This is a genomic window from Bradyrhizobium sp. USDA 336, assembly GCF_044908355.1.
Classification (GTDB): domain Bacteria; phylum Pseudomonadota; class Alphaproteobacteria; order Rhizobiales; family Xanthobacteraceae; genus Bradyrhizobium; species Bradyrhizobium yuanmingense.
Window position 1 is genome coordinate 2,950,148 of sequence record NZ_JBIYDC010000002.1, and the last position, 16,506, is coordinate 2,966,653.

A 16,506-nucleotide genomic window follows, 5' to 3' on the forward strand; every position below is an offset into this window, starting at 1 on the left:
TCAAATCTCTCTGGTGGATGCACATGAAAAGCCGCCGCATCCATCTGACGGGAGCCTCGGGCTCCGGCGTGACCACGATCGGTCGCGCGCTCGCGGGGCAGCTTGCGCTGCCGCATCACGACAGCGACGACTATTTCTGGCTGCCCACCGTGCCGCCCTATCAGACGACCCGCCCGGCCGCCGACCGCCTGCGCCTGATGCGCGAGATGTTCTTGCCGCGTCTCGACTGGGTGCTGAGCGGGTCCGTCACCGGCTGGGGCGAAGAGCTCGTTTCGTACTTCGACCTGGTCGTCTTCGTGACCGCGCCGCGCGAGATCCGGACGCAACGATTGCGCGCCCGCGAGGCCGCCCATTTCGGCGCTGATGCCGTCGCGCCGGGCGGCTGGCGCCATGGCGAAACCGAAGACTTCGTCGAATGGGCTTCCCATTACGAAGCCGGCGATCGCGAAGGCCGCAGTCTCGCCAAGCACGAAGCCTGGCTCGCCGGCCTGCCCTGCCCGGTCGTACGCGTGGACGGCTCACGTCCGCTTGCGGAGCTTGTCGAGCAGCTATGCAGCGAAGCGGAGCGGTTACCCGGCTGATGTGATATTCTCCTCCCACTCACGATAAAAAAACAAACCGGGAGAGAAACCGTGCTCAGCCGACGCAGCGTCCTGCTTGCCTCCCTTGCGGCCGGAGTAGCCATGACCAGCAAAGCCCATGCCCGCGCGGCGCAGCCTTCGACGCCGATCAGTTTCGACGTGCCGGCGCATGCCTGCGACTGCCACACCCACATTCATGGCGATGTCGAAAAGTTTCCGTTCTTCGCCGGGCGCGTCTATACGCCGGAGCCGGCTTCGCCGGAAGAAATGGCGGCGCTGCACAAGGCGCTGCATATCGAGCGCGTGGTGATCGTGACGCCGAGCGTCTACGGCACCGACAATTCCTCCACGCTGTTCGGCATGAAGGCGCGCGGCGCGACCGCGCGCGGCGTTGCCGTGATCGACGACAAGACGCCGGAGAGCGCGCTCGATACGATGCACCAGGACGGCTTCCGCGGCATCCGCCTCAATCTGGCGACCGGCGGCGTCAACGACCCCAATGTCGGCCGGCCGCGCTTCACCGCCGCCGTCGAGCGCATGAAGGCGCGCGGCTGGCACGTGCAGCTCTACACCACGCTGGCCATGATCTCAGCGATCAAGGACCTCGTCGAGACGGCGCCGGTGCCGGTCGCGTTCGACCATTTCGGCGGCCTTCACGCTTCGCTCGGCCTGGAGCAGCCGGGCTTCTCCGACCTCGTCGCGCTGGTGAAGTCCGGCAAGGCCTATGTGAAGATCTCGGGCGCCTATCGCTCGTCGAAGCTGGCGCCCGACTATCAGGACATGGTGCCCTATGCCCGCGCGCTGATCGCGGCCAATGCTGACCGCATCGTCTGGGGCACCGACTGGCCGCATCCGGATTCGAGCCGCGTCGAGGGCCGCAAGCCGACCGACATCGCGCCGCTCTATCAGATCGACGACGGCCGCCTGCTCAACCAGCTTCCGGTGTGGGCGCCGGATGCCGAGGTGCGCAAGAAGATCCTGGTCGACAATCCGGCGCGGCTCTACGGGTTCTGACGGTCAGCGCGCGCGGCGGGAGAAGAAGGAGATCAGCACCGGCAAGGTCACCAGGATCACGACCGGCGCCAGCATCATGCCGGTGACGACGACGACCGCGAGCGGCTTCTGCACCTGCGAGCCGATGCCTTCAGACAACGCTGCCGGCAGGAGGCCGACGCCTGCGACGACGCAGGTCATCAGCACCGGCCGGAGCTGCAGCTCGCCGGTGCGTACCACCGCGCTCATGCGGTCCATGCCCTCCTCGATCAGCTGGTTGAACTGCGACAGGATGATGATGCCGTCCATCACCGCGATGCCGAACAGCGCGATGAAGCCGATCGCCGCGGAGACGCTGAACGCGGTGCCCGAGATCAAGAGGCCGAGCACGCCGCCGAAGATCGCCATCGGAATCACGCTCATCGCGAGCAGCGTGTCGGTCATCGAGCCGAAATTGAACCAGAGCAGCACGCCGATCAGCGCCAGCGAGATCGGCACCACGATCGAGAGCCGCCGGATCGCGTCCTGAAGATTCCCGAACTCGCCGACCCATTCCATGTGCGAGCCCGGCGGCAGCTGCACCTGCGCGGCGATCTTCTGCTGCGCCTCGCTGATCGCGCTGCCGAGATCGCGTTCGCGCACCGAGAACTTGATCGGCAGATAACGCTCCTGCTGCTCGCGATAGATATAGGCGGCACCGGAGACGAGGCTGATGGTGGCGACCTCGCTCAGCGGGATCTGCGTGACGGTGCCGTTCGGCCCGGGCGCGCCGATCCGCAAATTCTGGATCGCCTCGGCGCTGCGGCGGTATTCCGGCGCGAGGCGGACGATGATCGGGAAGTGGCGGTCGCTCCCGGGCTCATAGAGGTCGCCGGCGGTGTCGCCGCCGATCGCGACCTTGATGGTGGCGTTGATGTCGCCCGGCGCGAGGCCGTAGCGCGCCGCCTTGGCGCGGTCGATGTCGATCTGAACGGTCGGCTGGCCCAGCGAGGTGAACACCGCAAGGTCGGTGACGCCCTGCACGGTGGCGAGCACGGACTTGATCTTGTTGGCGGTGTCGGTCAGCGCCTGAAGGTCGCTGCCGAACAGCTTGATCGAGTTCTCGCCCTTCACGCCGGAGACGGCTTCGGAGACGTTGTCCTGGAGATATTGCGAGAAGTTGAACTCGACGCCGGGAAAGCGATCGTCGAGCTGCTTGAGCAGCTGGGCGGTCAGCTCTTCCTTGTCGCGGGTACCGGGCCACTGGCTCACGGGCTTGAGCGGCGCGAAGAACTCGGCGTTGAAGAAGCCGGCGGCGTCGGTACCGTCGTCGGGACGGCCGTGTTGCGACACGACGGATTCGACCTCGGGCCGGGCGCGGATCACCTTGCGCATCTCATTGACGTAGCTGTTGCCTTCCTGCAGCGAGATGGTCGGCGGCAGCGTGGCACGGATCCAGAGGTTGCCCTCCTCCAGCTTCGGCAGGAATTCAAGACCGAGCAGCCGGGCGAGCGCCACCGTCATCAACACCAGGCCGACCGCGGCGCCGAGGACGATGTTGCGGTTGGCGACCGCCCAGTTCAGCACAGGCATGTAGAGCCGGTGCAGGATCAGCATCACCTTCGTCTCGGTCTCCTCGACATGCGCGGGCAGGATGATGGCGGACAGCGCGGGAGTCACGGTGAAGGTGGCAAGCAGGCCGCCGGCCAGCGCATAGGCATAGGTCCGCGCCATCGGCCCGAAGATGTTGCCCTCGACGCCAGAGAGCGTGAACAGCGGCAGGAACGCCGCGATAATGATCGCCGCGGCGAAGAAGATGGATCGAGAGACGTCGGCGGCCGCGCTCAGGATGGCATGGCTCTTCATGCCGAACAGCGTCTCGGGCGACATATGCTCGGATCCCGACATCGGCGTCGTTTGCGTGAGGCGGCGGAAGATCGCCTCCACCATGATCACGGTGGCATCGACAATGAGGCCGAAATCGATCGCGCCGACCGACAGGAGGTTGGCCGATTCCCCGCGCAGCACCAGGATGATGACGGCGAAGAACAGCGCGAACGGGATGGTGGCGCCGACGATCAGCGCGCTGCGGAGATCGCCAAGGAAGATCCACTGCAACAGCACGATCAGCAGGATGCCCACCACCATGTTGTGCAGCACGGTGTGGGTGGTGAGCTCGATCAGGTCGCCGCGGTCGTAGATGCGCTCGATGCGCACGCCAGGCGGCAGAATGCTGGAATTGTTGATGGATTGAACGAGCTCGTGGACGCGCTTGATGGTCGGCGAGCTCTGCTCACCGCGCCGCATCAGCACGATGCCCTGCACGATGTCGTCGGAATCGTCGAGGCCGGCAATGCCGAGACGTGGCTTCTGACCGACGGTGACGGTGGCGACGTCCTTCACCAGCACCGGATTGCCACCCGTCTGCGCCACCATGGTGTTGGCGAGATCGTCGATCGAGCGGATCAGGCCAACGCCGCGGACCACGGCGGATTGCTGGCCGATATCGACGGTGTTGCCGCCGACATTGACGTTCGAATTACCGACCGCCTGGAGCAGTTGCGGCAGCGTCAGGCCGTTGGCGACCAGCTTGTTGAAGTCGACCTGGATCTCGTAGGTCTTGCTCCTGCCGCCCCAGCCGGTGACGTCGATTACACCGGGCACTGCGCGGAAGCGGCGCTGCAGTATCCAGTCCTGGATGGTCTTGAGGTCGAGCACGCTGTAGTTCGGCGGGCCGACGAGACGATAGCGGAAGATCTCGCCGATCGGGCTGAGCGGGGAGATCTGCGGCTGGACGTTGCCCGGCAACGGCGCGAGCTGCGCCAGGCGATTCAGCACCTGCTGCAGCGCCTCGTCATAGGTGTAGGCGAAGGAAAACTGGATTTTGACGTCGGACAGACCGTACAGCGAGATGGTGCGGATGGTCGTGATGTTCTTCAGGCCGGCGACCTGGGTTTCGATCGGGATCGTGATGTAGCGCTCGATCTCCTCCGCCGACAGGCCCGGGCTCTGCGTCACGATATCGACCATCGGCGGGGTCGGGTCGGGATAGGCCTCGATGTTGAGTCGGTTGAACGCGATCAGGCCGCCGATCAGCACGGCGACGAACATGCCGACCATCAGGAAACGCCGGTTGACGGCAAGGGCAACGAGACGATCCATTCAGGTCTTCAATTTTCTTGGGTCGTCGATCAGCTGCCGGACGCCGCGCGGTCGATGAACAGACTGCCTTTGGTGACGATCTGCTCGCCGGGTTTCAGATTGCTGGTGACCTCGACGAGGTTGCCGTTGATGAGACCGATCTTGATCTGGCGCAGCTCGACCGACTTGTCCTCGCGCGCGACCCAGAGGCGGACCTTGTCGGCCTCGTAGATCAGCGCCTGCTTCGGCACCGCCGGCGCGGCGCGGTCGCCGGCCGAATAGATCGTGACGTTCGCGAACATTTCCGGCTTGAGCAGCCCGTCCCTGTTGTCGATCGTGGCGCGGACCAGCAGGCGGCGCGTGGCGGGGTCGATCGCGGCGGCAACGTAGTTGATCTTGGCGCTGAACGGACGGCCCGGCAGCGCCATCACATTGACGGTGATGTCCTGCCCGATGCACACCGCGGCCGCATCGCTCTCGCGCACGAAGGCGGTGAGCCAGACCGTGGAGAGGTCGCCGACCACGAAGACCGGATCGCTGGCGCCGGAATTGACGTATTGGCCCGGGCCGATCTTGCGTTGCACGACCGTGCCGGAGATCGGCGAGTAGATCGTGATCTCCCGATCGATGACGCCCTTTTCCTGGAACGTCTTGATGGCTTCGTCGGTGAAGCCGAGGATGCGCAGCTTGTTGCGCGCGGCTTCCAGCGCCGCCACAGAGGAGCGCAGGTCATTGCGCGCCTGCACCTGGGCCGCTTCCGCCTGCTGGTAATCCTTGAGCGGAATGGCATGGCCCTCGTAGAGGTCCTTGGCGCGCTTGAACTGGATGTCGGAAAGCTCGAGCGCCGACTTCGCCTTGTTCTGCGAGGTCATCGCCGCGATGAAATCGTTCTGGGCCTGCACGGTGTCGGCGGCCTCGATCGTAAACAGCGGTTGACCTTGCTTCAGCGTCTCGCCGGGCTTGGCGAGCAGCTTGGTGACACGGCCTGCATAGGGCGAGAACACCGGCGTCGAACGATCCTCGTCGACCGCGACCTTGCCCTCGGTGACATACTCGGCCCGGAAGCTCCTGGCGGCGACCGGTTCAATCGTCAGCGTCGCCCATTCGGACGGTGTCGGCGTGAAGGTCTGCGCGTTCCTGCGCGACTGGCTGGAGATCTCGGAGTGCTTCTTTGCCTTCGGGCCCGAAGAGAACAAGCCGTACGCTCCGACACCGGCGCCGGCGAGGGCTAGTAAAACTACGGATGCGATCACCCGTTGTTTTGCAATCACGTGCAATCGCTTGGTAATCTCAACTGCCATGGGGCCCGGTCGTGTCTGCGACGATCTCGGCAAATGATTGCCTCATCGCTCGCGCTAATAGTGCCGAATTGGGATTTCAAACAACCTAAAAAACGCGTCGGCCCTTTCCGTCTGCGTTAAAATTTTGCGACATGTCAGCTTCATGTCAGCTTCGGCCCGGCCATTGTGCCGGATGACTGCCGAGCGGCATCGCCGGACGGCTCCATTGCGCCGGCGTCTTCGACAGCCGAACGGAATGCTGCACCGCCTTCAACGTGCCGAAGCCGGATTGCATGCGTTCTATGAACGCAGCATGTACGGCCTCTCCCGTAACATCTGGGGTATTCAATCGCCCTCGAGCCGGCTGAGATTCCACAGCCAGAATGTCGGCGGGGCCCTGCATGGCTGCTTCTCTCTCTGCTCATTTGCTGTACTTTTCGCGACCGTGTCATGATCGCAGAAAGGATTGCAATGGCCGCCATCGATCCCCTCATCGCAGGTGCCGTTTTCATCGCGACTGCGGCCACCGACGCCGTCTATGTCATGTTCACTTCGGCCGTGATCGCGCGCAAGCGCATCCCGGCGGCGAACTGGAGCGCGGTCTGGTACCTGCTCTCCTCTTACGCCGTGATCAGCTACACCGAGAACGTCTTCTACGTTGCCTTTGCCGCAATCGGCTCCTGGGCCGGCGCCTATGCCTCGTTGACCTTCCTGCACCGCCCGCCCGGCGGCCCGCCGGTGGGAGCGGCGCCGGAGTGAAGTCTCTCCGCGTCATTGCGAGGAGCTCGCGACAAAATTGCGCAGCAATTTTGCGCTGATGCGACGAAGCAATCCAGGATCCTTCCGCGGATGCATTTCTGGATTGCTTCGCGGAGCCTGTCATCGGGCCGCGCTTTGCGCGGACCCGGTGGCTCGCAATGACGACGTGGAGGCTTCTGGGCGCCTCGCGAAACAGCTACACTCGCAGCACCAACAAAAAGGAGCCAACAATGGATCTCGGTCTCAAAGGCAAGAACGCTGTGGTGCTCGGCGGCACGCGCGGCATCGGGCGGGCGATTGCGGCGACGCTGGCGGGCGAAGGCGCCAATGTCGCGGTGTGCGCGCGCAATGCCGATCAGGTTGCGGCAACCGTCACTGAGCTGAAGGCGAGCGGCATCGATGCCACCGGCGGCCCGGTCGACGTCACCGACGGCGCGGCGTTGAAAGGCTGGATCGAGGCTGCTGCAAAAGAGCTTGGCGGCATCGATTTGCTGTTCTCCAATGCCGGCGCAATGGCGCAAGGGCACGATCCTGCATCCTGGGAACAGAATTTCCGGCTCGACGTGCTCGGCGCCGTGCACGCCTTCGACGCCGCCCGGCCGTTCCTCGAGACAAGCGGCGCTAACAGCGGCGATGCGGCCTTCGTGATCATCTCGTCGATCTCCGCGGCGCAGGCGGACACGGCGAGCTCCTACGGCCCGATCAAGGCCGCGCTGATCCACATGGCCAAGGGACTGGCGCGGCAATACGCGAAGAAGAAGATCCGCGTGAATGTCGTGTCGCCCGGCACCGTCTATTTCAAGGGCGGCGTCTGGGAGATGATCGAGAAGAACATGCCGGAGCGTTACAACGACGCGATGAAGCGCAACCCGACCGGCCGTATGGCGACACCGCAGGACATCGCGAGCGCGGCGGTGTTTCTGGCGAGCCCGGTGTCGGGATTCACGACGGGTTCGAATCTGGTCGTGGACGGCGCGATCTCGAACCGGGTGAATTTTTGAGGGAAGCTTGCCGAGCTCTCTCTCCTCCGTCATGGCCGGGCTTGACCCGGCCATCCACGCACTGCTGCACACTTCGAAAGACGTGGATGCCCGGGTCAAGCCCGGGCATGACGACTGAGAATGAGGCGCAATCATCGCAATAAACGTCGGCAGTAGCCCGCGCTCGCTCAATGAAAATCCCGCGACGGCGGCAGGATGCGGACGTTGCGGGGGTGGCGGATTTTTTGCGCTGGCATGTCCGTAAGCGCGCGAGGGTCTTCGTTGAGCGGTTCGACCACGGTGGCGCCTGCGGGCAGCGGATGCTTGCGGCCGAGCGCATCGTTGGCCAATCCGACCAGATCGTGCGAGCGATCGACCATGCGCTGGGCGATGAGATGCGTCACCTTCTCCGGGCTGCTCTGGATGTAGCCTTCGACCAGGATGAGGCGCGCGCCCATCACCTCTTTTCGGTACTGCTCCATGATCTTGGGCCAGACCACGACATTGGCGATGCCGGTTTCGTCCTCCAGCGTCATGAACACGACGCCGCTGGCGCTGCCCGGCCGTTGCCGGACGAGGACCACGCCGGCGCAGCGGACGCGGCGCCGCTCGTTCTCATGATTGATCTCCTTGCAGGCGACGATACGCTCGCGCGTAAACATCTCGCGCAGGAATTCCATCGGATGGCCCTTCAGCGACAGGCGGATGGTCTGGTAGTCCGCGACCACCTGCTCGGCGCGCGGCATCACCGGCAGCGGTTTTGCGCCTTCGTCCGGCTGCTCGCGCGCGGTCGCCGCCTCGAACAGCGGCAGCGGCACGTCGTCGGGCAGCCGCCGCACCTGCCACAGCGCTTCGCGGCGGTCGAGCCCGAGCGAGCGGAACGCATCGGCATCCGCCAAGAGGATCAGCGCGCGCTTGGGCAGGCCGGTGTCGCGGGCGAAATCCTCCAGCGACGTGAAGGGACGACGGTTGCGCGCGGCGACGATGCGGTCGGCCCAATCCTGAGCTTTCTCGACACCGTCATTCCGGGGCGACGCGTCAGCGTCGAGCCCGGAATCCATTCCTCCGCCAGGCGTATGCGGCGCGATGGATTCCGGGTTCGCGCTACGCGCGCCCCGGAATGACGACTGAGAGCGCTTCAGGCGCTCCTCATCCTCGTCCAGCCAGTGGAATCCATCGATCTGGCGAAAGCCGAGGCGCACGGCGCAATACTGACCGCTCCCCTCCTCCAGCGTGTTCTGCGCAAAGCTGTAGGACACGTCGATGTCGCGCACCTCGACGCCGTTCTTGCGGGCGTCGCTGACGATCTGCGCCGGCGCATAAAAGCCCATCGGCTGCGAATTCAACAGACCGCAGCAGAAGGCGTCGGGATGATAGTGCTTCAGCCACGACGAAATGTAGACCAGCTGTGCAAAGCTCGCGGCATGGCTCTCCGGAAAGCCGTAGGAGCCAAATCCCTTGATCTGGTCAAAGCAGCTTTTGGCGAAGTTGGGATCGTAGCCGCGCGCCACCATGTTGCCGATCAGCTTCTCCTCATATTGGCCGATGGTGCCGACATTGCGGAAGGTCGCCATCGAGCGACGCAGGCCGTTGGCTTCCTCGGAAGTGAAATGCGCGGCCTCGATCGCAATGCGCATCGCCTGCTCCTGAAACAGCGGGACACCGAGCGTCTTGTGCAGCACCTTGTAGAGTTCGTCCTTGTCGCCATGCTCCGGTGACGGCGAGGGATAGCTCACCTTCTCGAGTCCGTTCCGCCGCCGCAAGTAGGGATGCACCATGTCGCCCTGGATCGGCCCGGGGCGCACGATCGCGACTTCGATGACGAGATCGTAGAAGGTGCGCGGCTTCAGCCGCGGCAGCATGTTCATCTGGGCGCGGCTCTCGACCTGGAACACGCCGAGCGATTCCCCGCGGCACAGCATGTCGTAGACGTTGGGATCGTCCTGCGGGACGCTCGCCAGCACAAAACGCTCGCCCTTGTGCTGGTCGATCAAGTCAAAGCACTTGCGGATGCAGGTCAGCATGCCGAGCGCCAGCACGTCGACTTTCATCATGCTAAGCGCATCGACGTCGTCCTTGTCCCATTCGATGAAGGTGCGGTCGTCCATCGCGGCGTTGCCGATCGGCACATAGGTGTCGAGCCGGTCCTGCGTCAGCACATAGCCGCCGACATGCTGGGACAGATGGCGCGGGAATTCGATCAGCTCGGTCGCAAGCTCGACCGCGAGGTTGATCATGGGATTGCCGGGATCGAGCCCGGCCTGCCGGACCTGCATGTCGTTGAGACCCTTGCCCCAGCTACCCCAGACGGTGTCGGCGAGCGCGGCGGTGACGTCCTCGGTGAGGCCCAGCGCCTTGCCGACGTCGCGGATGGCGCTGCGCGGGCGGTAATGGATGACGGTGGCGATGATCGCGGCGCGGTGGCGGCCGTAGCGGCGATAGACATATTGCATCACCTCCTCCCGCCGCGAATGCTCGAAATCGACGTCGATATCGGGCGGCTCCAGCCGCTCCTTGGAGATGAAGCGCTCGAACAAGAGGTCCACCTTGGTCGGATCGACCGAGGTGATGCCGAGCACGTAGCACACGGCCGAGTTCGCCGCCGAGCCGCGGCCCTGGCACAGAATGTTCTGGCTGCGCGCGTAGTGGACGATGTCGTGCACGGTGAGGAAATAATGCGCGTATTTCAGCTCGGCGATCAGCGCGAGCTCCTTGTTCAAGGTCGCGCGCAGCTTGTCGTCGATCTTGCCGCCGAAATATTTGTCGACGCCCGCCCAGGTCAGGTCCTCCAGATGCCCCTGCGCGGTCTTGCCCGGCGGTACCGGCTCGTCCGGATACTGGTATTTGAGCTGGTCGAGCGAGAAGTCGATTGCGTTTGCAAAGCGCATGGTTTCCGCGATCGCCTCGGGGACATCGCGGAACAACCGCACCATTTCGCGCGGCGTCTTCAGGAAGCGCTCGGCATTGACCTCTAACTTCCGCCCAATCGCCTCGATCGTGGTCTTTTCCCGGATGCAGGTCAGCACGTCCTGAAGCGGACGGCGGCCGGGATCGTGATACAGCACCTCATTGGTCGCGAGCAGCGGCACCTTTGCCTTTGCGGCGAGATCATCGAGCCGCAAGAGGCGACGCTTGTCGTCGCCGCGATAGAGCAGGCTCGCCGCCAGCCACACGCCCTCGGCACGGCTCGCCTTCAGCTTTGCGAGGACATCCAGCGCCCGCGCCGGCTCGAAACGATGCGGCAGCGTCAACACCAGGAGCTGGCCTTCCGAGAATTCCAGGAGATCGTCAAGCCTGAGATGACACTCGCCCTTTTCGATCCGCGTGATGTCGTCGCCGCGCTTGCCCCGGGTCAGGAGCTGGCACAGCCGGCCATAGGCCGCGCGATCGCGTGGATAGACCAGGATGTCGGGCGTGCCGTCGATGAAGACGATGCGAGCGCCGATCAACAGTTTCGGCTTGTGCAGCACCTTGTCATTGTCGAGCTCCTTGTAGGCCCGCACCACACCCGCGAGCGTGTTGTGATCGGCAATGCCGATCACCGGAATTCCTAAAGCGCTCGCCTGATGCACATAGGCGCGCGGATCCGAGCCGCCGCGCAGGAAGGAGAAGTTTGTGGTGATGCCGATCTCGGCATAGCTAAGCGTATTCATGCGAAGAGACCGTGCACATACCAGCCGGGAGACGCCGGCTTGCCGTCACCATCGAACACCTCGCCTTCATAGAGACCGTCGCGAAAGATCCAGAAGCGCAGGCCCTCGGCATCTTCGATGCGGAAATAATCCCGTGTCAGCTGCTTACCGTCCTGCCGCCACCATTCCATCGCGATGCGCTCGGGCCCCTCGACCCGCACCACCGCATGCAGGGCGCGCCGCCAGGTGAATTGATGCGGCGGGCCATCGGGCACGGTCGCGAACGGCACCTTGATCGGCTCCGGCTTGTCGAACAGCCGCAAGGGACGCAGCGGCGGCTCGCTCGCGACGCGCGCCGGCCATTCGGCCTGCATGGCGGCGGTGAGATGATGCTGCGCCGATGCGGCCAGCACCGCGCTTTCTGGGATATGGGTATCCTGCGGCAGGTGCACGACGACACGCTTGCCGCCGATGCGCGCAGCGATGCGGTCGATCAGCGCGGCGAGCTCGTCATTGTCGTGGACATGGGCATCGAGATCGCGCTGCTCCTGCACCACGATTTCGGTGCGGCTCGCCGACAACCGCACCATGTCGAAGCCGAAGCCGGGATCGAGGGGATCGGCGAGTGCATCGAGCCGCTCGCGGAACAAGCGGTCGATCACGGCGCTTCGCGTCACCGGACGTCCGGTCTCGACCGTGATCGTACGCACCACGCCGTCGGTGCGGAAGAACGCCGCTTCAAGCCGCCGCGCGCCTTTGCCCTGCTTCTCCATGGACGCGATCAACGTGTCGGCGAGCCGCGACAGCGTCATCGCGATCATGGTGTCGGTTGCGATCGGCTCGGCAAAGCGTTTTTCCACGATGTAGTCGGGCAGCGGTTTGCGCGGGCTGATCGGCGCATCGCCCTGCCCCAGCGCATGGGCGAGCAGCGTGGAGAACCGGGCGCCGAACCGCGCCGTGATCTCGGAGGCGCTGCGCGAGGCGACGTCGCCGATGGTCTTCAGCCCGGCACGGCGCAGGCCTGTGGTGATGGCCTCGCCCGCACCGAGCGCGGAGACCGGAAATGACCTGATCGCCTCCGCCTCGCCGCCATCGACAACGATAGTGCCGGATACCTGCCGCGTCAGCGTGCGTGCGCAGACCGAGGTGCCCGCGATCGCCGCGCTGACGGCAAAGCCTTGCCGGCCGAGCGCACGGACCAGCGTCTTGAGCAGCGCGGCCTCGCCGCCGAACAGATGCGCGCAGCCGGTGATGTCCAGGAACAGCCCGTGCGGCGGATCGAGCGCCACCAGCGGCGTGAAGCGGTCGCACCAATCGGCGATATCGCTGAGCGTCTTCGCATCGGCCACGGTATCGGCGTCGAACACACGCAAGTCCGGGCACATCGCCCGCGCATTGGCGAGCGGCTGGCCGATATACAGGCCGAGGCGCTCGGCGGCCTCGTCCAGCGCATGGATCACCAGCGCATTGCTGTCCTTGATGACGACGATATCAGGCGCATGATTGGTTTTACCCAGCCCGGCGCTGCCAACGAACCGCTGGATCCTGTCGATCGGCAGGCGCGGCAGCCACAGGCTGAGAATACGTCGACGGTTCACTGAACTGGCACTCATCACAATTCCATTCCATGATCCACCGGCCGCACGGGCCATGACGATTGCGCAAGAGCTCGGCATCGAACACCGGCGCGCCCCAGGCACTCCACACCGAGCCCGGAGGCGAATGCGCCGCACGCAGCATCCACCGTGTCTCCGCGGTCGAAGGCAGCGGCTGCGCGGCCATCCGCAGCAAGAGGCCGGTGACGCCGGACGATTGCGCCGCCAGCGTCAGCTTGCGGCTCGCCACCAGATCGAACTGCCTGGTCTCACCCCAGAGCTCGAGTACGACGGCGCCCAGCGCATCGCAGGCGAGCGCGTCGGCCGAGGTGCGCAGCGCGCTCTCGACATCGGCGGCGCGCACCACCACCACACGGCGCGGATCGAGGCCGAGCTCGGCGAGCCCTCTCATCGACAGCGCGCCGGTTTCCACTTCCGAAAAATCCTGCCGCACCCACAATAGCGGCCGGCGTGCGCTCACGCGTCCCGCAAGGCCCATGACAAACCCCGTCGCGGCCGCGCCCTGACGCCCCTCGCAAAACACCTCATGGATCGCCGCGCGCGCGAGCCCGCCCTTCAGCGCGGCGTCGGCCGCGCCATGGCCGAGCGCGACGCGATCGCGCGAATGCACGACCTCGGCCGTCTCGATGCGCTCGATCTGGCCGCGCAGGATTGCAAGCGCGCTCATACGTGCGCCGCTCATGCTCGCCGCTCCTCAGAGGTGATTGCCGATGGCTCTCAAAAAGAGAACCAGCGGCTGGCTCATTTGTTCATGATATGTTCTAATATAAAGCTAACGGCGCCGGCAGAGTCAATCGAATTGGCGCATCCAAAGATTCATGAGCGGAATCAAAGAGATTCAAACATGGACGTACAACGCAAGCTGGAGATTCTGGCGGACGCCGCCAAATACGACGCATCCTGCGCCTCCAGCGGCACCGAGAAGCGGGATTCCAGCGACGGCAAGGGCATGGGCTCGACCGCCCCAAGCATGGGCATCTGCCATTCCTACGCGCCGGACGGACGCTGCATCTCCCTGCTCAAGGTGCTGCTGACCAACGCCTGCAATTACGATTGCCTCTATTGCGTCAACCGCGCGTCCTCGAACGTCCCACGCGCCCGCTTCACCATCGACGAATTGGTCAGGCTCACGCTCGACTTCTACCGGCGCAATTACATCGAGGGCCTATTCCTCTCCTCCGGCATCATCCGCAGCCCTGATTACACGATGGAGCAAGTGGTGAACGTCGCGCGAAAACTGCGCGAGGAGCATCACTTCCGCGGCTACATCCACCTGAAGACCATTCCCGAGGCCGACGACGCGCTGATCGCCGAGGCCGGCAAGTATGCCGACCGCCTTTCGATCAACATCGAGATGCCTGAAGAGACGAGCCTGCAGCAATTCGCGCCGGAGAAGGACGTGCGCGCGATCCGCCGCACCATGGGCCGGCTGCGGCTGAAGCTGGACGAGGCCGAGGACAGCCGCAGCGCGAAGACAAAGGCCAAACCGCAGCGCTTCGCGCCCGCCGGACAAAGTACGCAGATGATCGTCGGCGCAGATAGCGCCTCCGATCACACCATTCTCCACACCAGCGCCAATCTCTACGGCGCCTACCGGCTGCGGCGCGTCTATTACTCCGCCTTCAGCCCGATCCCCGACGCGAGCCATGCTTTGCCTCTGATACAGCCGCCGCTGCTGCGCGAGCACCGGCTCTACCAGGCCGACTGGCTGATGCGGTTCTACGGCTTCGACGTCGGTGAGATCGTCGACGACAGCGCGATGCTGCCGCTCGACATCGATCCCAAGCTCGCCTGGGCGCTGCGCCACCGCGACCGCTTCCCGCTCGACGTCAACCGCGCCAGCCGCGAGGAGCTGCTGCGGGTGCCGGGCTTCGGCACCAGGACGGTCGAACGCATCCTCGCGACGCGGCGCACCACCACGATCCGCCTCGCCGACCTCGCGCGGCTGCATGTGCCCCGCAACAAGGCACTGCCGTTCATCGTCCTCAGCGATCACCGTCCCGCACCGCATCGTCTCGATGCTGCCGGGCTGATCGAACGGTTCAAGCCGAAAGCAACGCAACTGGGATTTGGCTTCTGATGCAGTACATCATGCTCGACACCGAAACCGATTTCGACGGCTGGCGCAAAGCCGCGCGTAGCCTCGTGCTCCATCACGTGCCGCCCGGCGAGGCCACCTGGACCGTGCAGGGCCGTGAAGCCGAGCTGTTCGCGCCGCAAGCGCCGTCTCCGATCCTCGAGGTGAACGACGGCACGTTCACCGTCTCGGCAAAATTCGTCGAGCTTGCCAAGGCGGCGATCCTGCATCGCGACAACGAGCGCTTTGCGATCCTGTATCGCCTGCTGTTCCGGCTGAAGGACAATCACGATCTCATCGAGGTCGCGACCGACCCCGATGTCGCGCTTGTCACGGCCATGGCGAAAGCGGTCTATCGCGACGAGCACAAGATGCATGCCTTCGTGCGCTTCCGCGAGATCGGCAGGGAACGCCAGGCGCACTACGTCGCCTGGTTCGAGCCGGAGCATCACGTCGTCGAGCTCGCCGCGCCGTTCTTCGCCAAGCGCTTTGCCGACATGCCCTGGTCGATCCTGACGCCGGACCTCTGCGCGCATTGGGACGGCCATGCGCTCTCCTTCACGCCGGGCGTCAGCAAGAGCGAGGCGCCGGGCGAAGACCGGCTGGAGGAAACCTGGCGGCGCTACTATGCCAGCATCTTCAATCCGGCCCGGCTCAAGGTGAAGGCGATGCAGGCCGAGATGCCGAAGAAATATTGGAGGAACCTGCCCGAGGCCTCGATCATTAAGCCCTTGATCGAAGACGCCGAGCGCATGACCGGCGCCATGATCGCCAATGCCGCAACCGATCCGCACAAGCCTCAGAAGCGGCCGGAGGCTCCGATGAGACGCAAGCCAGCTGCCGACGATCTCGAAACGCTCCGCGAGGAGGCCGCGCATTGCCGCGCCTGCCATCTCTACAAGGACGCGACACAGACCGTGTTCGGCGAAGGGCCGAAGAATGCCAACATCATGCTGGTCGGCGAGCAGCCCGGCGACAAGGAAGACCTCGCCGGCCATCCCTTCGTCGGCCCGGCCGGGCAAATGCTCGATCGCGCGCTGGAGGAGGCCGGCGTCGACCGCAAGAAGGTCTATGTCACCAACGCGGTGAAACACTTCAAATTCGTGCCGCGCGGAAAGATTCGCCTGCACCAGAAGCCGAACACACCCGAGATCCGGGCGTGCCGGCAATGGTATGAGCGGGAAGTTTCGACAATCCAACCGGATCTCATCGTGGCGATGGGCGCCACCGCCGCGCAAAGCGTGTTCGGCAAGATCACCCCTATCGGGAAGAACCGCGGCCGGTTGATCGAGCTTCCCGAAGGCCGCAAGGCGCTGGTGACCGTGCACCCGTCCTATCTGCTGCGACTGCCTGATCCCGAAGCCAAGGTTCTGGAATATCGGCGCTTCGTCGAAGATCTGAAGATCGCCGCCGGCCTGCAGAAGAAGGCCGCACGGGCTGCGTGAATACAGCGGGAAATGGCTTCACG

At 64.7% G+C, this 16,506-nt stretch carries 11 protein-coding genes and 1 pseudogene; 6 read left to right on the forward strand and 6 right to left on the reverse strand.

The annotated features are described in order from the left end of the window. Nucleotides 1–23 precede the first annotated feature (23 nt). Nucleotides 24–581 carry a hypothetical protein gene (locus tag ABIA45_RS14780; protein WP_404652565.1) on the forward strand — a complete coding sequence of 186 codons (558 nt, stop codon included), beginning with the start codon at nucleotides 24–26 and terminating at the stop codon, nucleotides 579–581. 51 nt (nucleotides 582–632) lie between these two features. Further along, nucleotides 633–1,595 carry an amidohydrolase family protein gene (locus ABIA45_RS14785; RefSeq protein ID WP_404652566.1) on the forward strand — a complete coding sequence of 321 codons (963 nt, stop codon included), beginning with the start codon at nucleotides 633–635 and terminating at the stop codon, nucleotides 1,593–1,595. A gap of 3 nt (nucleotides 1,596–1,598) precedes the next feature. Here ABIA45_RS14785 and ABIA45_RS14790 read toward each other — a convergent pair whose 3' ends face one another. From ABIA45_RS14790 to ABIA45_RS14800, 3 genes and pseudogenes are all read right to left on the reverse strand, one after another. Continuing rightward, nucleotides 1,599–4,715 carry an efflux RND transporter permease subunit gene (locus tag ABIA45_RS14790; protein ID WP_404652567.1) on the reverse strand — a complete coding sequence of 1,039 codons (3,117 nt, stop codon included), beginning with the start codon at nucleotides 4,713–4,715 and terminating at the stop codon, nucleotides 1,599–1,601. 29 nt (nucleotides 4,716–4,744) lie between these two features. Beyond that, complete coding sequence (locus ABIA45_RS14795) at nucleotides 4,745–5,995, reverse strand: efflux RND transporter periplasmic adaptor subunit (protein WP_404652569.1); 1,251 nt, start codon at nucleotides 5,993–5,995, stop codon at nucleotides 4,745–4,747. A 145-nt stretch (nucleotides 5,996–6,140) separates the two neighbouring features. Then, nucleotides 6,141–6,355, reverse strand: a pseudogene (locus ABIA45_RS14800) (CoA transferase); the annotation flags it as partial. Between the two features lie 90 nt (nucleotides 6,356–6,445). Between ABIA45_RS14800 and ABIA45_RS14805 the strand changes: the two are divergent. Together ABIA45_RS14805 and ABIA45_RS14810 are read left to right on the forward strand one after the other, a co-directional pair. Next, complete coding sequence (locus tag ABIA45_RS14805) at nucleotides 6,446–6,733, forward strand: hypothetical protein (RefSeq protein ID WP_036006055.1); 288 nt, start codon at nucleotides 6,446–6,448, stop codon at nucleotides 6,731–6,733. Between the two features lie 230 nt (nucleotides 6,734–6,963). Then, nucleotides 6,964–7,734, forward strand: coding sequence for an SDR family NAD(P)-dependent oxidoreductase (locus ABIA45_RS14810; RefSeq protein ID WP_404652570.1), 771 nt, complete (start codon nucleotides 6,964–6,966; stop codon nucleotides 7,732–7,734). Nucleotides 7,735–7,901: 167 nt separating this feature from the next. Here ABIA45_RS14810 and ABIA45_RS14815 read toward each other — a convergent pair whose 3' ends face one another. From ABIA45_RS14815 to ABIA45_RS14825, 3 genes are read right to left on the reverse strand one after another with little or no spacing between them, the layout of a single operon-like run. After that, entirely contained in the window at nucleotides 7,902–11,366 is a 3,465-nt protein-coding gene (locus ABIA45_RS14815; RefSeq protein ID WP_404652572.1) for an error-prone DNA polymerase, read from the reverse strand. Further along, on the reverse strand, nucleotides 11,363–12,958 hold the full coding sequence (locus ABIA45_RS14820) for a Y-family DNA polymerase (RefSeq protein WP_404652573.1): 1,596 nt from the start codon (nucleotides 12,956–12,958) through the stop codon (nucleotides 11,363–11,365). The genes ABIA45_RS14815 and ABIA45_RS14820 overlap by 4 nt, the downstream gene beginning before the upstream one ends. Next, on the reverse strand, nucleotides 12,855–13,643 hold the full coding sequence (locus ABIA45_RS14825; RefSeq protein WP_404652575.1) for an ImuA family protein: 789 nt from the start codon (nucleotides 13,641–13,643) through the stop codon (nucleotides 12,855–12,857). Before ABIA45_RS14825 ends, ABIA45_RS14820 begins: the two co-directional genes overlap by 104 nt. 162 nt (nucleotides 13,644–13,805) lie before the next feature. Here ABIA45_RS14825 and ABIA45_RS14830 point away from each other — a divergent pair, with 162 nt between their 5' ends. Then, complete coding sequence (locus ABIA45_RS14830) at nucleotides 13,806–15,041, forward strand: putative DNA modification/repair radical SAM protein (protein WP_404652577.1); 1,236 nt, start codon at nucleotides 13,806–13,808, stop codon at nucleotides 15,039–15,041. Then, nucleotides 15,041–16,483, forward strand: a complete 1,443-nt coding sequence (locus ABIA45_RS14835; protein WP_404542433.1) for a UdgX family uracil-DNA binding protein — start codon at nucleotides 15,041–15,043, stop codon at nucleotides 16,481–16,483. The genes ABIA45_RS14830 and ABIA45_RS14835 overlap by 1 nt, the downstream gene beginning before the upstream one ends. The last annotated feature ends 23 nt before the right edge of the window (nucleotides 16,484–16,506 follow it).